This window comes from Synechococcus sp. HJ21-Hayes (assembly GCF_024345835.1).
Taxonomy (GTDB): domain Bacteria; phylum Cyanobacteriota; class Cyanobacteriia; order PCC-6307; family Cyanobiaceae; genus Vulcanococcus.
The window spans coordinates 19818-34575 of sequence record NZ_JAGQBW010000011.1 but is presented as its reverse complement, the minus strand read 5'-3'; the positions used below and the strand labels follow the sequence as shown (position 1 = coordinate 34575).

Genomic DNA, 14758 nt, shown 5'->3' with positions numbered 1-14758 from the left:
CCAGCCGCCGCCTGAGGAGTCCACAACATGGAAGCCCCAAGCTAACGGCACCAGGGCTGGCGTCCATCGGGGCAAGGGTGGAGTGGAGCCGCAGCTTTAACCGTTCCTTAGTCTTGCGGTGGGGGGCGACCCCTAGATTTCGGACGAACCACAAACCCCATGGCTACGGGTCAGCGCCCCGATCTCTTCGCTCAGCGGCGACGACCACCTGGGGAAAAACTTCTCGATCTCAGTTTCCAAAGGCTCACCGTGGTCCTTGCCTCGCTGGTGGGCCTGGTTCTGCTCGGCATCCTGATCACCGTGCTGGGGGGCTCTCGCGAGGCCATGGGCCAGTTCGGCCTGGGCTTTCTCACCACCTCCGACTGGGATCCGGTGGGCGGCCACTACGGCGCCTTCACGGCCATCTACGGAACCCTGATCACCTCCCTGTTGGCGCTGCTGATCGCCGTACCCCTGGGGGTCGGCACGGCCGTGTTCATCACTGAGAACATCATTCCGCTCCAGATTCGCCAGGTCCTGGGCGTCATGGTTGAACTGCTGGCGGCCATCCCATCGGTGGTGCTGGGCCTGTGGGCGATCTTCGTGATGGAACCCTTTCTGAGGCCGTGCCTCACGGGGCTGCACAACCTGCTGGGCTGGCTGCCGTTCTTTTCAACTGAACCCCAAGGCCCGGGGATTGCCCCGGCGGTACTGATTCTGGTGGTGATGATCCTGCCCATCATCACGGCCATTTCCCGCGATTCCCTCAACCAGGTGCCGCCAAGCCTGCGCCAGGCCGCCTACGGGATCGGTGCAACCCGCTGGGGCGCGATCCTGCACGTGATTCTTCCCGCTGCGATTTCGGGCATCACCGGCGGCGTGATGCTGGCCCTGGGCCGCGCCATGGGCGAAACCATGGCTGTCACCATGATCATCGGCAACTCCAACAACTTCTCCCTCAGCCTGCTGGCCCCGGGCAACACGATCTCCTCGATGCTGGCCAACCAATTCGGCGAAGCCGATGGGGTGCAGGTGTCCGCTCTGATGTATGCAGCCCTCGTACTCATGCTGCTCACCCTGGTGGTGAATGTGATGGCCCAGCAGATCGTGCGGCGCCTGAGTCTCAAATACAACTGAGCGCCATGACGTCCTTTCCCCGAGGCGCCCTCACCTACCGACCTGGCCTGGCCCGCAACCGCTGCAACCAGCTGTTCACAGGTCTGGCCGCCGTGTTCACCGCGCTGGCGGTGCTTCCGCTGGTGCTCGTACTCGTGTACGTGCTGATCAAGGGCGGCTCACTGATCAGCCTGCGGCTACTGAGTGAACTGCCGCCGGCACCGGGCCTGGAGGGCGGTGGCATCGGTAATGCCCTGGTGGGCACGCTGATCGTGACCCTGATTGCCTCCCTGATCGCCATCCCTGTCGGGGTGGGATCGGGGGTGTACCTGGCCGAATACTCCCGGGGCGGGGCCTTTGCGCGCTTCGTGCGCTTCGGCACCAACGTGCTGGCCGGCGTGCCCTCGATCATCTGCGGCGTGTTCATCTATGGCCTGATCGTGGCGACCCGGGCCTTTGCGGGCCAGAGCTACAGCGCCCTGGCCGGTGGCATCGCCCTGGCGGTGCTGATGGTTCCCACGGTGATCAAAACCACCGATGAGGCCTTGAAGTTGGTGGCCAATGAGCTGCGCTGGGGAGCCCTGGGGGTGGGCGCCTCCAAGTTCGTCACCATCACCCGCATCACCCTGCCGGCGGCCCTGGCACCGATCGCCACTGGGATTGTGCTGGCCATCGCCCGGGCAGCCGGGGAAACGGCACCCCTGATCTTCACCGCCCTGTTTTCACCCTTTTGGCCCGATGGGCTACTCAACCCGATCGCCTCGATGTCGGTGCTGATCTACAACTTCGCGATCATGCCCTATGAGGCCCAGATCTCCCTGGCCTGGGCGGCGTCATTTGTGCTGGTGGTGATGATTCTTGCCGCCAATCTGCTGGCCCGCTGGCTGGGCAAGCTCTCCAGAACCTGAGTCTCCGGACTGAATCTCAGCACCACTCACTTCCTTCAGCCCGATGACCGTTTCCAGCCCCTCCACGATGGCCACCGACACCTGCATTGCCGTGCAGAACGTGAGCATCAGCTACGGCAGCCAGGAGGCGGTGCGGGGCGTGTACATGGATATTCCCCGCGGCAAGGTGACGGCCTTCATCGGACCATCGGGGTGCGGCAAGAGCACGGTGCTGCGGGCCCTGAACCGCATGAACGACCTGATCGAGGGGTGCTCCCTCAAGGGTCGGGTGCTGTTTGACGGCCACGATCTCTATGCCAAGAACGTGGATCCCGTGGAGGTGAGGCGGCGCATCGGCATGGTATTCCAGAAACCCAATCCCTTCCCCAAGACCATCTACGAAAACATCGCCTTCGGCGCCAGGATCAATGGCTTCCGCGGCGATATGGACGAGTTGGTGGAGCGCTCCCTGCGTAAGTCAGCCCTCTGGGATGAAGCCAAAGACAAGCTCAATGAGAGTGGCTATGCCCTCTCGGGTGGACAGCAGCAGCGCCTCTGCATTGCCCGAGCCATCGCCATTGAGCCCGAGGTGATTCTGATGGATGAACCCTGCTCAGCCCTCGATCCCATCTCCACGCTCAAAATCGAGGAGATGATGCATGAACTCAAGAAGAGTTACACGATTGTGATCGTGACCCACAACATGCAGCAAGCCGTGCGGGTGAGCGATGTCACGGGCTTCTTCAACGTGAGCCACCGTGCGGAGGGCGATCGCAAGGTGGGCTGCTTGGTGGAATTCGCAGACACGGAACAGATCTTCAATTCCCCCAGTCAGCAGGCCACCCAGGACTACGTCTCAGGCCGATTCGGCTGACGGCCAACCCGTGGGGCAAATGATCAGGGCAGCCATGAAAAAAGCCGCCCAAAGGCGGCTTTTTAAACGGAGAGGGAGGGATTCGAACCCTCGATAGAGTTGCCCCTATACAGCATTTCCAGTGCTGCGCCTTCGACCACTCGGCCACCTCTCCGTGAGGGGCTTTTCGCAACGCCACCGATGGAGATCTCGAGGAGATCAACGGATGACGTGGCTGCGCGGGGCAACGGTGAGAATGTAGCAGTCACCCCTCCTGCTTTGAATTCCTGCCATGCCCAGCCTGCAGCGCCGCAGCCACCCGATCACGGTGCACTGGCGCCAGGAGCAGCGGACGATCCGCCTGGAGGTGCCAGAGGGCGAGTACATCTTGCGCAGCTTTGAGGAGCAGGGGGAACCCTTGCCCTTCAGCTGCCGCAACGGCTGTTGCACCGCCTGCGCCGTTCGGGTTCTCGATGGGGACATCGACCAGCGCGAAGCCCTCGGGCTGTCCCGCGAGATCCGCAAGCAGGGCTACGGACTGCTCTGCGTGGCCAAGGCCACGGGCCCCCTTGAGGTGGAAACCCAGGATGAGGACGAGGTGTACGACTTGCAGTTCGGGCGGTTTTTCGGACGTGGCAAGGTGCGTGCTGGCCTACCGCTGGACGACGAATGAACCCGAGCAGCGCCTCCTCCTCCCGCCTCTCCGATCAAGCCGCGCTGGATGCCGCGCTGGATGCGCAGGCGCTCAGCGCTTTGGCCGCTGTGGCCCGCAAGGCGGCCATGGCTGGGGCAGGGGTGCTGCGCCATCACTTCGGCCAACTGGAGCGGATTCGCGAGAAGGGGCGGGCCGGTGATCTGGTCACCGAGGCGGATGTGGCCGCCGAGCAGGCCGTGCTGGCCGTGCTGGAGCAGGAAACGCCGCAGCTGGGGGTGCTAGCGGAGGAAAGCGGCCGCCGCCCAGGCCAGGGTTCGGGGCTGGAGTGGTGCGTCGACCCCCTCGATGGCACCACGAACTACGCCCACGGCTATCCCTTGTTCGGCACCTCCATCGGCCTCACCTGGCGGGGACAACCCCTGCTGGGCGCCCTGGCGGTCCCCGCCCTGGACCAGCTCTACTGGGCTGCACCGGGTCTGGGGGCCTGGTGCAACGACACGGCCATTGAAGTGAGCAGCTGCGACGAGCTCAGCCAGTCGCTGCTGGTCACGGGCTTCGCCTACGACCGCCACACCCGGCTCGATAACAACTACGCCGAATTCGCCTACTTCACACACCGCAACCGCGGCGTGCGCCGCGGCGGTGCGGCCGCCGTGGATCTCGCCTTTGTGGCCGCGGGCAAGCTCGATGGCTACTGGGAGCGCGGACTCTCCTCCTGGGACCTGGCTGCCGGTGTGGTGCTGGTGGAGCAGGCCGGTGGCGTGGTGTGCGCCTACGACGGCTCCCCCGCCTCCCTCGCCGAGGGACGACTGATCGCCTGTACGCCTGGCCTGCGACAGGCCTTGATTGACGGGCTGGCGGCCTGCAGGCCCCTGAGCGGGGCCAGCTTCGGCGCACCGGAACTGGATGGTGCCACCCAGGCCACTCCATAGGATCAGCCGATCCTTTCCCCGATCCGCACTCCCATGGCCCTGCAACCCGCTGCCGGCGCCAGGGATCTCAACCCACGGGAGGTGGATGGCAACCGCCGCCTCAGCGACCAGCTGGCCGAGGTGTACCGGCTCTGGGGCTACGAGGAGGTGGCGCCACCGGCGATTGAACGGCTGGAAACCCTGGCCGCGGGCGGCGGGATCAATGGTCGTGAATTGGTGCGCCTGGCCGCCGATGAACCCCTGGGCCTGCGGCCCGAGATGACGGCCTCGATTGCCCGCGCCGCCTGTACACGCATGGCGGAGCGACCCCGACCGCTGCGGCTGTGGAGCTGCGGCCCGGTGTTTCGCAGTGGTGTGTCCGATTCAGGCGGTCACCGCATCGATGAACAGCTGCAGAGTGGTGTGGAGCTGCTGGGTGGCGCGGGGGAAGCCTCCGCCGCCGATGACGCCGAACTGCTTCGGTTGCTGCTGGCCTGCTTGCGCCAGCTGGGCCTGACCGCCGACCATCAGCCTCGCCTGCTGTTGGGCCACCACGGTGTGCTCTCGGCCCTACTGGATCAGGTTCCTGCCCAGCAGCGCACCGCTGCCCGCCAAGCCCTCACCAGCTTTGATCCCCTCGCCCTTGGTGCCCTGGATCTGCCGGCCCACCAGCTGCAGGCCTTGCAGGTGCTGATGCGGCTGCGGGGTGAGGCGAGCGCGGTGCTCTACCAGCTGGAACAGCAGCTCGGCCCCTGCGCCCTTCTGGATGGACTCGCGGATACCCTCAAGGCGATCGCCCCGGTGGCGGCGAGCCAAGGGGTCACCGTGCAGTTGGATCCCAGCTTCCAGCCCCACTTCGACCTCTACGACGGCCTGGTGCTCAAATTGGTGTGCCAGGGGCCCGATGCCCCCGTGGAGATCGCCAGTGGCGGCCGCTACGACGCCCTGGTGGGGCGGTTTGGAGGCCCCGCAGCTGGCATGGGGTTCAGCTTTGACGTGGAAGCCATCCGCGATCTGCTGGGCACCGAGGCCAGCGCCACCCAGCGCCCCACTCCGGCCCTGGTGGCCTACGCCGATGCCACCCTGCTAACCGCAGCACTGGATCAGCTGGAAGCCATGCACCGCAGCGGGAGCCGCGCCGTGCTGCTCAACCATCCCTGCAGCAGCGAGGCGGAGGCCCAGGCCCGGGCCGCGGAACGCGGGTGCAGCTCCACCGTCTGGGTGCAGCAGTAGGCAGCGGCCCGGGAGTTCCTAGGATTGCAATCTGTCGGCAAACCGTTCCATGGCCCATACGATCCTCACCGACGTCTGCGAAGGCGTGGCGGATTGCGTGGATGCCTGTCCGGTGGCCTGCATCAACCCGGGCAGTGGAGCCAACGCCAAGGGCACGGCCTTCTACTGGATCGATTTCGACACCTGCATCGACTGCGGCATCTGCCTGCAGGTGTGCCCGGTGGCCGGAGCAATCGTGCCTGAAGAGAAGCCAGAGCTGCAGCGGGCCGGCTGAAGCGGCACTGGCGCTCGGTTCGGAGACCCCTCCACAGCGGCCATTGAGCGGAATGCCAACTGATCCCTAGGGTTCGACCCAGTGACGTGAGCGGCCATGCCGGTGCTGGAAGAACAGGGTCAGATTCAGATCCACACCGAAAACATCTTCCCGATCATCAAAAAGGCCGTCTACAGCGGCCATGAGGTGTTCCTGCGGGAGCTGGTGAGCAACGGCGTGGATGCCATCAGCAAGCGGCGCATGGCCGCCATGGGTGGCGATTGCAGCGAAGGCCCCGAAGGCAGGATTGCGATCCGGATCGACCGGGAAGCCAACACCCTCACCATTTCAGACAACGGTATCGGCATGACCGCCGATGAGGTGAAGCGCTACATCAACCAGGTGGCGTTTTCGAGCGCCGAGGATTTCCTGGAGAAGTACAAGCAGGAGAGCGACGCGATCATCGGCCACTTCGGCCTGGGCTTCTATTCCAGCTTCATGGTGGCGAAGCAGGTGGAGCTGGTGACCCTCTCCGCCCGCGAGGGCGCTGAGGCGGTGCGCTGGAGCTGCGATGGCTCCCCCAACTTCAGCCTTGAGGGCAGCGAGCGGAGCGAGCCCGGCACCGATGTGATCCTGCACCTGATGGAGGAAGAGCTCGAGTACATCGAGCCATCCCGAATCCGCACGCTGATCACCACCTACTGCGACTTCATGCCCGTGGAGGTGCAGCTGGAGGGTGAAACCGTGAACAAGCGGGAAGCCCCCTGGCGCAAGAGTCCCCGGGATCTCACCGACAACGACTACATCGAGCTCTACCGCTACCTCTACCCCTTCCAGGGCGATCCACTGCTGTGGGTGCACCTCAACACGGACTATCCCTACAACCTGCAGGGCATCCTCTACTTCCCCAAATCCACAGGCCGGGCTGACTGGGAGAAGGGTGAGATCAAGCTCTACTGCAACCAGGTGTTCGTGAGCGATTCCATCAAGGAGGTGGTGCCGCGCTATCTGCTGCCCCTGCGCGGCGTGATCGATTCACCCGATATCCCGCTGAATGTGAGCCGTTCAGCCCTGCAGACCGACCGGCGGGTGCGCTCCATCGGTGGCTTCGTGGCCAAGAAGGTGGGCGACCGGCTCAAGGAGCTCCACCGCGACGATCCCAAGCGCTACGCCGAGATCTGGGAGTCGTTGGCCCCGTTCATCAAGATCGGCGCCATGGAGGACGACAAGTTCGCCGACCAGGTGGCCGATCTGGTGCTGTTCGGAACCACAGCTAGCGCGGGCGAAGGCGACAGCCCCGATCCCATCCCCGGCGAGACCGGAAAGGCCTACACCACCCTGGCGGGCTATCGCTCCAGGCTCGGCAGCGACAACGACAAGCGCATCCTCTATTGCACCGATGAGGCCGGTCAGGCCGGACCCCTGGCCCTCTGGAAGAGCCAGGAGGCGGAGGTGCTGCTGGCCGACACGTTCATCGACACGCAGTTCATCCCCTGGTTGGAGTACCGCCACGAGGAACTGAAATTCCAGCGCGTGGATGCCGAGCTCGACGACTCCCTGCAGGAGAAGGAGAGCGAGATCAGCGATGCCGACGGCAAGGACGTGAGCGAGAAGCTGCGCGACCTGTTCAAGGCTGCCCTGGCCAACGACAAGGTGACCATCCAGGTGCAGTCCCTCAAGGGCGACGGCGCCCCCGCAGCCCTGATCCTGCTGCCGGAGCAAATGCGCCGCATCAACGACATGGGCGCCCTGATGGAGCAGCGGCTGCCTGGCTTGCCCGACCACCACGTGCTGCTGGTGAACCGCAAACACAAGCTGGTGGAGGGACTGATCAAACTCTCGGCGGGCTCGGTGATCACCACGCCGGGCGGCAGCGGCGGCAGCTCCCCCAGTCAGCAACTGGCCGACGACCTCAGCCGTCATGTCTATGAAATGGCTCGCCTGGCCGTGGGGGGGCTTGAGCCCAACCAACTGGCCGGTTTCCAGCAGCGCAGCTGCGATCTGATGGGCAAGCTGATGGAGCGCGGCCTCTGATCGGTTGAGGGCCTGGTTCCCATCCTCGCCGGCCACGCGGCGGCTGGGGGCGGCGGACCTGCCAATGCCAAATCAGCGGGAGGTGAGCTGGCAACCGCAGCAGGAACTCTGGTGTGTGGAGAGCTCAGGTGAATGCTGCCGCTGAAGGTGCGGGCCCTTATCACCCATTTGGTAGGATTGATGAGTAGGCCAACGCCTGCAATGTTTTTCATCGGTTGAAGGTCATGTCCCGGGTCTGCCAACTCACCGGCAAGCGCGCTAACAACGGCATGGCCGTCAGCCACTCCCACGTGCGCACCAAGAAACTCCAGCAAGTGAACCTGCAGGAGCGTCGTCTGTGGTGGGCCGAAGGCAATCGCTTCGTGAAGCTGCGCGTGTCCACCCGCGCCCTCAAGACCATCCAGAAGAAGGGCCTCGGCGCCTACGCCAAGGAACTGGGCGTGAACCTCGCCAAGATCTGACCCTCCAGATCCCCAATCCCCACAATCTGTGAAACCGATGAAGCGTCGCGATCTGCTTCGCGGCATCAGCGTCTCCGCTTTGGGCCTGCTGGCGTTCCCGCCGCAGGCCCTTTCCATTGGCGGGGTGCTGCCCGCGTTGAACCAGCCGGCCCCGGGCTTCCAGCTGGGTGGCGTGGGGCCCGGCGAAGGCGCCGCTGCCGGCACGGCCGTGGCCGCGAGCCGCAGCCTCTCGGATTTCGCTGGCCAGTGGTTGGTGCTCTATTTCTACCCCCGGGATTTCACCGGTGGCTGCACGATCGAAGCCCGGGGCTTTCAAAAGGATCTGGAGGCCTTCCACCAGGCCGGAGCCCAGGTGGTGGGGATCAGCGCCGATGATCCCGATTCCCATGCTGAGTTCTGCGGCAGCGAAGCCCTGGCCTTTCCCTTGCTCTCGGATCCCGCGGGCACGGTGAGCAAGCGCTACGGCAGCTGGATCGCACCCTTCTCCCAGCGCCACACCTTCCTGATCGACCCGCAGGGGGTGCTGCGCAGCAGCTGGGTGGCCGTGCGGCCCAGCGGCCACAGCCAGGAGGTGTTGGCCACCCTCAGGCAACAGCAGCCTGCTCTGCGCGCCTGACGGTCATCAACCAGCCGGTGCCAGCACCTTCCACGTCCCAGCGGGGCAACCCGTTGCGCCAAGTGGGAGCCCTGGACAGGCACTTCGGGCTATCGGTCTGCCCGTACGACTGGCGAACGGGACGCACCGAGATGGAGCTGGTGGTGAGGGTCAAGGGCCTCGAGTCCCATGTCCTTCGCATCGCAAACAGCAGTGATTAGGCCAGCTGGCGGCCGCGCCAGGTCCATCCCTGTCCGGTGCTGGTTTTCCAGATACTGGCTGGCACGATCGCCGCGATCAACAGAGCCCCCAACCAGCTCAGCCACCAGTAGCGAATTGGTGTACCAAAGCGCCACCAGCTCCACAGCCGCAGGGCCAACAGCAGGCTGATGCCCACCAGGGCTGGCGGCAGCCAGAGGGGCTGATGCAGCCCCAAGGCGGCCAGCAACACCCCCCAGGGAGCCGCAAACAGCAGCAGCACAACCCCCGCACTGCCAAGGGCCTTGATCCAGTCGCGGTCGAGACCGAGGAACCAGTTCTTGGTCCAGCCCTCCCACAGGGCAGAAAGGCTGCGATACATCTGCAAATCCACCAAGTCCACCCCGAGCAGGTAGCGCAGCTGCAGGCCAGAGGCCTTAATCAACCGCGCCAGGGCCAGGTCTTCCACCACCTCGCCAGCCACGGCGGCATGGCCGCCAACAGCTGCATAGGCACTGCGGCGGAACAACATGAACGGCCCGGCGGCAAAGGCGGTGGGATCGGCGGGGTCATTGCTGCGCTCCATCGGAAAGCCCAGGCCCAGCAGCGTGGCCACGATCGGCTGCACCAGCCATTCCGCCAGGCAGCTGCACTGCAGGCGCGGGGCCAGGGAGAGCAGGTCGCTGCCGTGGGCGGTGGCATCCGCCAGGGCGGCAGCCAGGGCTTCAGGGCGCAGGCGCACGTCGGCATCGAGAAACAACAGCCACTGCTGGGCTGGATCCCCTGCCGGCCAGGGGGCAGCGGCCGCCAGACCGGCGGCCCAGTTCTTGCCACACCAGCGCTCCCCCACCGGGCGCGGACCCGCCTGCAACAGCAACCGTTCAGGTGTATCGGGACCCAGGGCCTCGCGGGCCAGGGCATGGGTGGTGTCGCTGGAAGCATCGTCGATCACCACCAACTGCCAGGGCACGCCGGGATCACGGCTGGCCAGGGCCGCGCTGATGCAGTCGGCGATGTTGTCGGCCTCGTTGTAGGCGGGGATCACCACCCGCAGGTGCAACGGCACCGGAGAGACGGGTTCAGCACAAGGGGCGAGGGGCTGGAGCCGTGGGGCACGGCCCAGTTCAAGCTCCAGCTTGAGCAGCATCAACGCCAGGCCCGCCACAGGGAGCCAAGCCAGCAGCGACACCGCCCCTTGCACCTGCATCAACCATCCAACCCGGTGTGCCGCTCCCAGGCTGTCACCTCACTGCGGTAGGCCTCCCACTGGCGCCGGCGCAGTCGCTCATAGGCCCGGCAGAACTCCTCACCAAGGGCTGCGCGCAGCACCGCATCACCGGCAAAGGCATGGAGGGCCTCGCCGAGATCACGGGGCAGCCGGGCAGCGTCGCCCGTCGCCAGGGGCTCGGCATAGTTGTCGTTGTCGCAGCGGGGGCCGGGGCTGAGTTGCCGTTCCAGGCCATCGAGCCCCGCCGCCAGAACAGCCGCCTGCAGCAGGTAGGGATGAACGGCACCATCGGGCAGGCGGAACTCCAACCGCTGATCATCCGGGATGCGCACCATGTGGGTGCGGTTGTTGCCGCTGTAGCTGATGCCGCCTGGACTCCAGGTGGCTCCAGAGGTGGTGGGAGGGGCCGCGAGGCGGCGGTAGCTGTTCACCGTGGGGTTGGTGAGGCAGGCCAGGGCAGGAGCATGGGCGATCAGGCCCGCGAGGAACTGGTAGGCCACCGCCGAGAGGCCGAGCTCACCGCTGGGGTCGTGGAAGGCATTGCGACCCTCGCGATCCCACAGGGACAGGTGGGTGTGGCAGCCGTTGCCGGTGAGGCTCGCGAACGGCTTGGGCATGAAGCTGGCCCGCAGGCCCTGCTGCTCCGCCAGGGACTTCACCATCACCTTGAAAAAGGCATGGCGATCGGCTGTCACCAGGGCATCGGCATAGGTCCAGTTCACTTCGAACTGGCCATTGGCATCCTCATGATCGGCCTGGTAGGGGCCCCAGCCCAGCTGCTCCATACCCTCCAGCAGGGGGCCGATCAATCCGTAGCGCCGCATCAGCGCCATCTGGTCGTAGCAGGGTTTGATCTGGGTGTCGGCCGGGTCGGCGATGGCCTCGCCGCTGGCCTCCAGCAGGAAGAACTCCGCCTCCACCCCGGTGCGCAGCTGGAAACCCAGGGCAGCAGCCCGCTGCTGCTGGGCACGCAATAGCCGGCGCGGACATTGGGCCATGGGGGCACCGTTGAGGGTGAGCTCGGCGGCCACCCAGCCCACCTCGGGCTGCCAGGGCAGGGGCATGAGGCTGGAAGCGTCCGGGATGGCCATCACATCGCCATCCGCCGGACTGAGCTCGAGCCAGGCGGCAAAACCTGCGAAGCCGGCGCCATCGCGGGCCATCGCCGGGATGGCGCTGGCGGGCACCAACTTGGAGCGCTGCACACCGAAGAGGTCGGTGAAGGAGATCAGCAGAAACTTGAGCTGGTGCTCACGGGCCAGGCTGGCGAGGTCAGTCATGGGGAAGGCGAGAGAACTCAGCTGGCCAGCAGCTGCTCAACGATGCGGCGCAGCTGTTGCTGCTCCGGAGCACTGCTGTGGGGGTTCCCGGCGCGATGGCCCAACAGGGAATCGATCACGTGCAGAGAGGCGCCGCGGATGCGGTCGACATCGGCGGCCATGTCGTCGAGGGTGAAGTAGAGGTCGCGGTTGCAGGCCACCACGGCCGTGCGGGCGCTGATGCGCCGCAGGGCGGCCCCGAGATCACCCCCTGCAGCCACATCGTGGCTGAGCCAGGTGTCGAGCATGGCGATCAGATCCCGAGGGTCATGGCGGCGGTAGTGGGGCAGCCAGGCCTGCTCCACGTGCTCCTCTACGGAGGTGTCAATCGTGCGAAAGAAGGGTTGGCTGGCGGCCCAGCTGGCGTAGATCAGGGCATAGGTGCGCAGGCCATCGAGCGGTTCGGCATCGAAACCGGCGCCATTCCAATGGCGGTCGGCGGTGAGGGCCTGGCGCAGGCTGAGGCAGAACAGGCGGTTGTGGGGCGAGGTGCGCGTGGTGCCGCAGAGGCAGCAGATCCGCTGCACCCAGTCGGGATAGGTCACTGCCCACTGGTAGGCCTGCTGCGCCCCCATGGACCAGCCATAGATGAGCGGCAGCTGCTGCACCTGGAACACCTCCTCCAGCAGCCGCTTCTGGGCCGCCACGTTGTCGGCGTGCTGCACCAGCCAACCCTGTTCCGCCAGACCCATGGCGCCATGGCTAGGGCTGCTGGAGGCGCCATTGCCAAAGCTTCCGGCGATCACGATGCAGTAGCGCTCTGGATCCAGAACAAGGCCTGCAATCCAGGCAAGATCCTCTGGCCGGGCGCCATAGGAGGTCGGCACCAGGATCAGGTTGGAGCGATCGGCGTTGAGCTCACCGATGGCGAGGTAGCTGAGCTGGGCGTTGGGGATGGTCTGGCCGCAGGCGAGGATCAGATCCCCAAGGGCAAAGCTGTCGGCCTGACGGCTGATCACAGCACTCATCGGGGCAGGGCCAGGCTGGGCAGCTGACGCAGCAGCTCGCGGTGCACGGCGAGGTAGCCGGGATCCAAGTGGCTCAGGTGGGGAGCTGTCCAGCGGTGCGCCGCAGGCAGGGCATGGAACGGCAAGGAGGGATACAAATGGTGCTCGGCGTGGAATGGCATGTTCCACATCAACCAGCGCACCGGAGCGATCGTGAGGGTGGTGCGGGTGTTGGTGGTGCCATCGGTGCCGAAACTGCAACCGCTGTGCTCCGCTAGCAGCAGCAGCCGCAGGAAGGGCTGCCCCACCGCCAGGGGCAGGAGCCAACTCCACCACAGAAAGCCGTTGCCACCGATCAGCGAGGCCAGCAGCAGCAGGCCGTACACCAGGAATTGAACACGCACCGAGCGGCGTACCTGCGGAATCGACTCCGGGCTGAGGTAGGCACGATCGGAGAGATCTCCCCAGAGCAGGGAGTGATAGCCGGAGAGCTTGCCGGTCCACCAGTGCCAACCGCTCACCTCCAGGAGATAGGTCCAGCCGCTGGTCGGCACGGGATCCTCCAGCTCCGGATCAAGGCCGGGCTGGTGGGTGAAGCGGTGGTGCCACTGGTGGTAGCGGCGGTAGAAGGTGCTGTTGTAGAAGCTCAGCAAGCCGGCGCACCAGGCCACGCCGTCGTTGAGACGCTTGCTGCGGAACACGGTGCGATGGCCGCACTCGTGCAACGGAGCAAAGCCAGTGGCCAGGCCAATGCCACTGGCCAACAGGCCCAGCAGGCGCAACCCCCAGGGCAGGCCCGCCGCTCGCCAGAGGATGCCCCCCACCACGATGGTGAGCACATGGGAGGTGAGCCGGATCCAGCCAGGGGCATCCCGCAGACCATTCAGCTCCGCGAGGGGTTGCCGAGGAATCAGGGGTGTCGATGCCTGTGCCATCGCGCCATCACACCAGTGGAAGGGGAGCGGGAGCGGTAGGCATCGCCACCATTTGGCGGCTTGGCCCTCGCTGGGCTACTCGGCCAGGGTGTGGAGCTGCTCCAGCAACTGGCGATGCACGGCGGTGGCCTGGCGCATGTCAGCAATGGCGCCGCTGGCGGCGGGATGGTCCAGAGCCTCCTGCCAGGTACTCAGCAGGTCGGCGGTGGAGATCGGCGCATCAGCGAGATCCCTGCAGCTGCAGCCGAACTGCGTGGCGCAAGCGCGCACCTTGGGGTCGTAACTCAGGGCGGAGGTGGGACTGCCGGACAGGGCCGCCAGGATCAGGGCATGCAACCGCATGGCCACCACCAGGCCAGCGCTGCGGAACACGGCCATGGCCTCGCGGGGCCGACTGGCGACCAGTTCACGGCTACGCCGTTGCAGCGCCTCACCCACCAGCCCCTGGGCCACCAGCTGATCCAGTAACCCGGCATCCTGGCCGCGGTGAAAGGGCAGCCACAGCACCTCGCGGTTGTGGAGCTCCGCCAGCTGCTCCAGGGCCTCGAGATAGGGACGCCAGCCTTCGCCCTGCAACAGCACCGATGGCCGCCAGCACACCACGATCGGCCCACCGCCACCGATCCAGGGCTGCGGCTCCAGGGCCCAAACGGCATCGGCGCCGTGGTCAGCGCTGACGCCGAGGCGACGGGCGAGCTGATCGGATTCAGGATCCCGCCAGCTGATGGCCGTGGCCATGGGCAGCAGGGCGCGCACCAGGGCCCGGCTACGACGACGCTTCAGGGGGCCGAGGCCCTGGGCCCAGAGCAGTACCGGCTTGCCCTGCAGTCGCGCGGCGACGATGAGAGCGGCGTAATACAGAAGGCTGCGAAAACTGGTGGAGTCCTGCAGGAGGCTGCCGCCCCCCAGCACCAGGGCATCGCTGGAGCGCAGGGCTGCCAACACTCGCTGCAAACGGCGGCGGGGCACCGTGGCCAAGCCAAAGCGCTGCTGCACCTCGGCCTCGTCGTGGGCGGTCACCAGCGGCGCGACGCCGCTGGGCAACTGGCGCAGCAAGGAGTCCAGCAGGGCGTCATCGCCGAGGTTGTGTTCGCCGTAGTAGCCGCAGAGCAGGGCGACTGGGTGCTTCTGGACTGGCTCGGGCACACCACAAC

At 66.0% G+C, this 14758-nt stretch carries 15 protein-coding genes and 1 tRNA gene; 10 read left to right on the top strand and 6 right to left on the bottom strand.

Annotation, left to right across the window (positions count from 1 at the left end):
• Window positions 1-159 precede the first annotated feature (159 nt).
• From pstC to pstB, 3 genes are read left to right on the top strand one after another with little or no spacing between them, the layout of a single operon-like run.
• A complete protein-coding gene (gene pstC, locus KBZ14_RS09910; RefSeq protein ID WP_255118169.1) occupies window positions 160-1116 on the top strand; it encodes a phosphate ABC transporter permease subunit PstC in 957 nt (318 codons plus the stop codon).
• A 5-nt stretch (window positions 1117-1121) separates the two neighbouring features.
• Window positions 1122-2003: a phosphate ABC transporter permease PstA gene (gene pstA, locus KBZ14_RS09905; RefSeq protein WP_255118168.1), complete on the top strand. Its 882-nt coding sequence runs from the start codon at window positions 1122-1124 to the stop codon at window positions 2001-2003.
• 43 nt (window positions 2004-2046) lie between these two features.
• Window positions 2047-2856, top strand: coding sequence for a phosphate ABC transporter ATP-binding protein PstB (pstB, locus tag KBZ14_RS09900; protein ID WP_255118167.1), 810 nt, complete (start codon window positions 2047-2049; stop codon window positions 2854-2856).
• Window positions 2857-2923: 67 nt separating this feature from the next.
• Here the strand turns inward: pstB and KBZ14_RS09895 are convergent.
• Window positions 2924-3010 (bottom strand) — tRNA-Ser (locus KBZ14_RS09895).
• A 117-nt stretch (window positions 3011-3127) separates the two neighbouring features.
• Between KBZ14_RS09895 and KBZ14_RS09890 the strand changes: the two genes are divergently transcribed.
• The 7 genes from KBZ14_RS09890 to KBZ14_RS09860 all read left to right on the top strand — a co-directional run bounded on the left by KBZ14_RS09890 (window position 3128) and on the right by KBZ14_RS09860 (window position 8998).
• The gene (locus tag KBZ14_RS09890) at window positions 3128-3508 is read left to right on the top strand and encodes a 2Fe-2S iron-sulfur cluster-binding protein (RefSeq protein ID WP_255118166.1); all 381 of its coding nucleotides are present in this window, start codon (window positions 3128-3130) and stop codon (window positions 3506-3508) included.
• The gene (locus KBZ14_RS09885; RefSeq protein WP_255118165.1) at window positions 3505-4422 is read left to right on the top strand and encodes an inositol monophosphatase family protein; all 918 of its coding nucleotides are present in this window, start codon (window positions 3505-3507) and stop codon (window positions 4420-4422) included. The genes KBZ14_RS09890 and KBZ14_RS09885 overlap by 4 nt, the downstream gene beginning before the upstream one ends.
• 33 nt (window positions 4423-4455) lie before the next feature.
• Window positions 4456-5634, top strand: a complete 1179-nt coding sequence (locus tag KBZ14_RS09880; protein ID WP_255118164.1) for an ATP phosphoribosyltransferase regulatory subunit — start codon at window positions 4456-4458, stop codon at window positions 5632-5634.
• 49 nt (window positions 5635-5683) lie between these two features.
• Window positions 5684-5908, top strand: a complete 225-nt coding sequence (locus tag KBZ14_RS09875; protein ID WP_255118163.1) for a ferredoxin family protein — start codon at window positions 5684-5686, stop codon at window positions 5906-5908.
• Window positions 5909-6004: 96 nt separating this feature from the next.
• Window positions 6005-7921: a molecular chaperone HtpG gene (gene htpG, locus KBZ14_RS09870; RefSeq protein WP_255118162.1), complete on the top strand. Its 1917-nt coding sequence runs from the start codon at window positions 6005-6007 to the stop codon at window positions 7919-7921.
• A 224-nt stretch (window positions 7922-8145) separates the two neighbouring features.
• Window positions 8146-8382, top strand: a complete 237-nt coding sequence (gene rpmB / locus KBZ14_RS09865) for a 50S ribosomal protein L28 (protein ID WP_015108262.1) — start codon at window positions 8146-8148, stop codon at window positions 8380-8382.
• A gap of 37 nt (window positions 8383-8419) precedes the next feature.
• A complete protein-coding gene (locus KBZ14_RS09860; protein WP_255118161.1) occupies window positions 8420-8998 on the top strand; it encodes a peroxiredoxin in 579 nt (192 codons plus the stop codon).
• Window positions 8999-9194: 196 nt separating this feature from the next.
• Here KBZ14_RS09860 and KBZ14_RS09855 read toward each other — a convergent pair whose 3' ends face one another.
• From KBZ14_RS09855 to csaB, 5 genes are all read right to left on the bottom strand, one after another.
• Window positions 9195-10382, bottom strand: coding sequence for a glycosyltransferase family 2 protein (locus tag KBZ14_RS09855; protein WP_255118160.1), 1188 nt, complete (start codon window positions 10380-10382; stop codon window positions 9195-9197).
• Window positions 10382-11683 (bottom strand): type III glutamate--ammonia ligase, encoded by a 1302-nt coding sequence (gene glnT / locus KBZ14_RS09850; protein WP_255118159.1) that lies wholly within the window; start codon window positions 11681-11683, stop codon window positions 10382-10384. Before glnT ends, KBZ14_RS09855 begins: the two co-directional genes overlap by 1 nt.
• Before the next feature lie 17 nt (window positions 11684-11700).
• A complete protein-coding gene (locus tag KBZ14_RS09845) occupies window positions 11701-12690 on the bottom strand; it encodes an alpha/beta hydrolase family protein (protein ID WP_255118158.1) in 990 nt (329 codons plus the stop codon).
• The gene (locus KBZ14_RS09840; protein WP_255118157.1) at window positions 12687-13604 is read right to left on the bottom strand and encodes a fatty acid desaturase; all 918 of its coding nucleotides are present in this window, start codon (window positions 13602-13604) and stop codon (window positions 12687-12689) included. The genes KBZ14_RS09845 and KBZ14_RS09840 overlap by 4 nt, the downstream gene beginning before the upstream one ends.
• A 75-nt stretch (window positions 13605-13679) precedes the next feature.
• Window positions 13680-14750 (bottom strand): polysaccharide pyruvyl transferase CsaB, encoded by a 1071-nt coding sequence (gene csaB, locus KBZ14_RS09835; protein WP_255118156.1) that lies wholly within the window; start codon window positions 14748-14750, stop codon window positions 13680-13682.
• Between the last annotated feature and the right edge of the window lie 8 nt (window positions 14751-14758).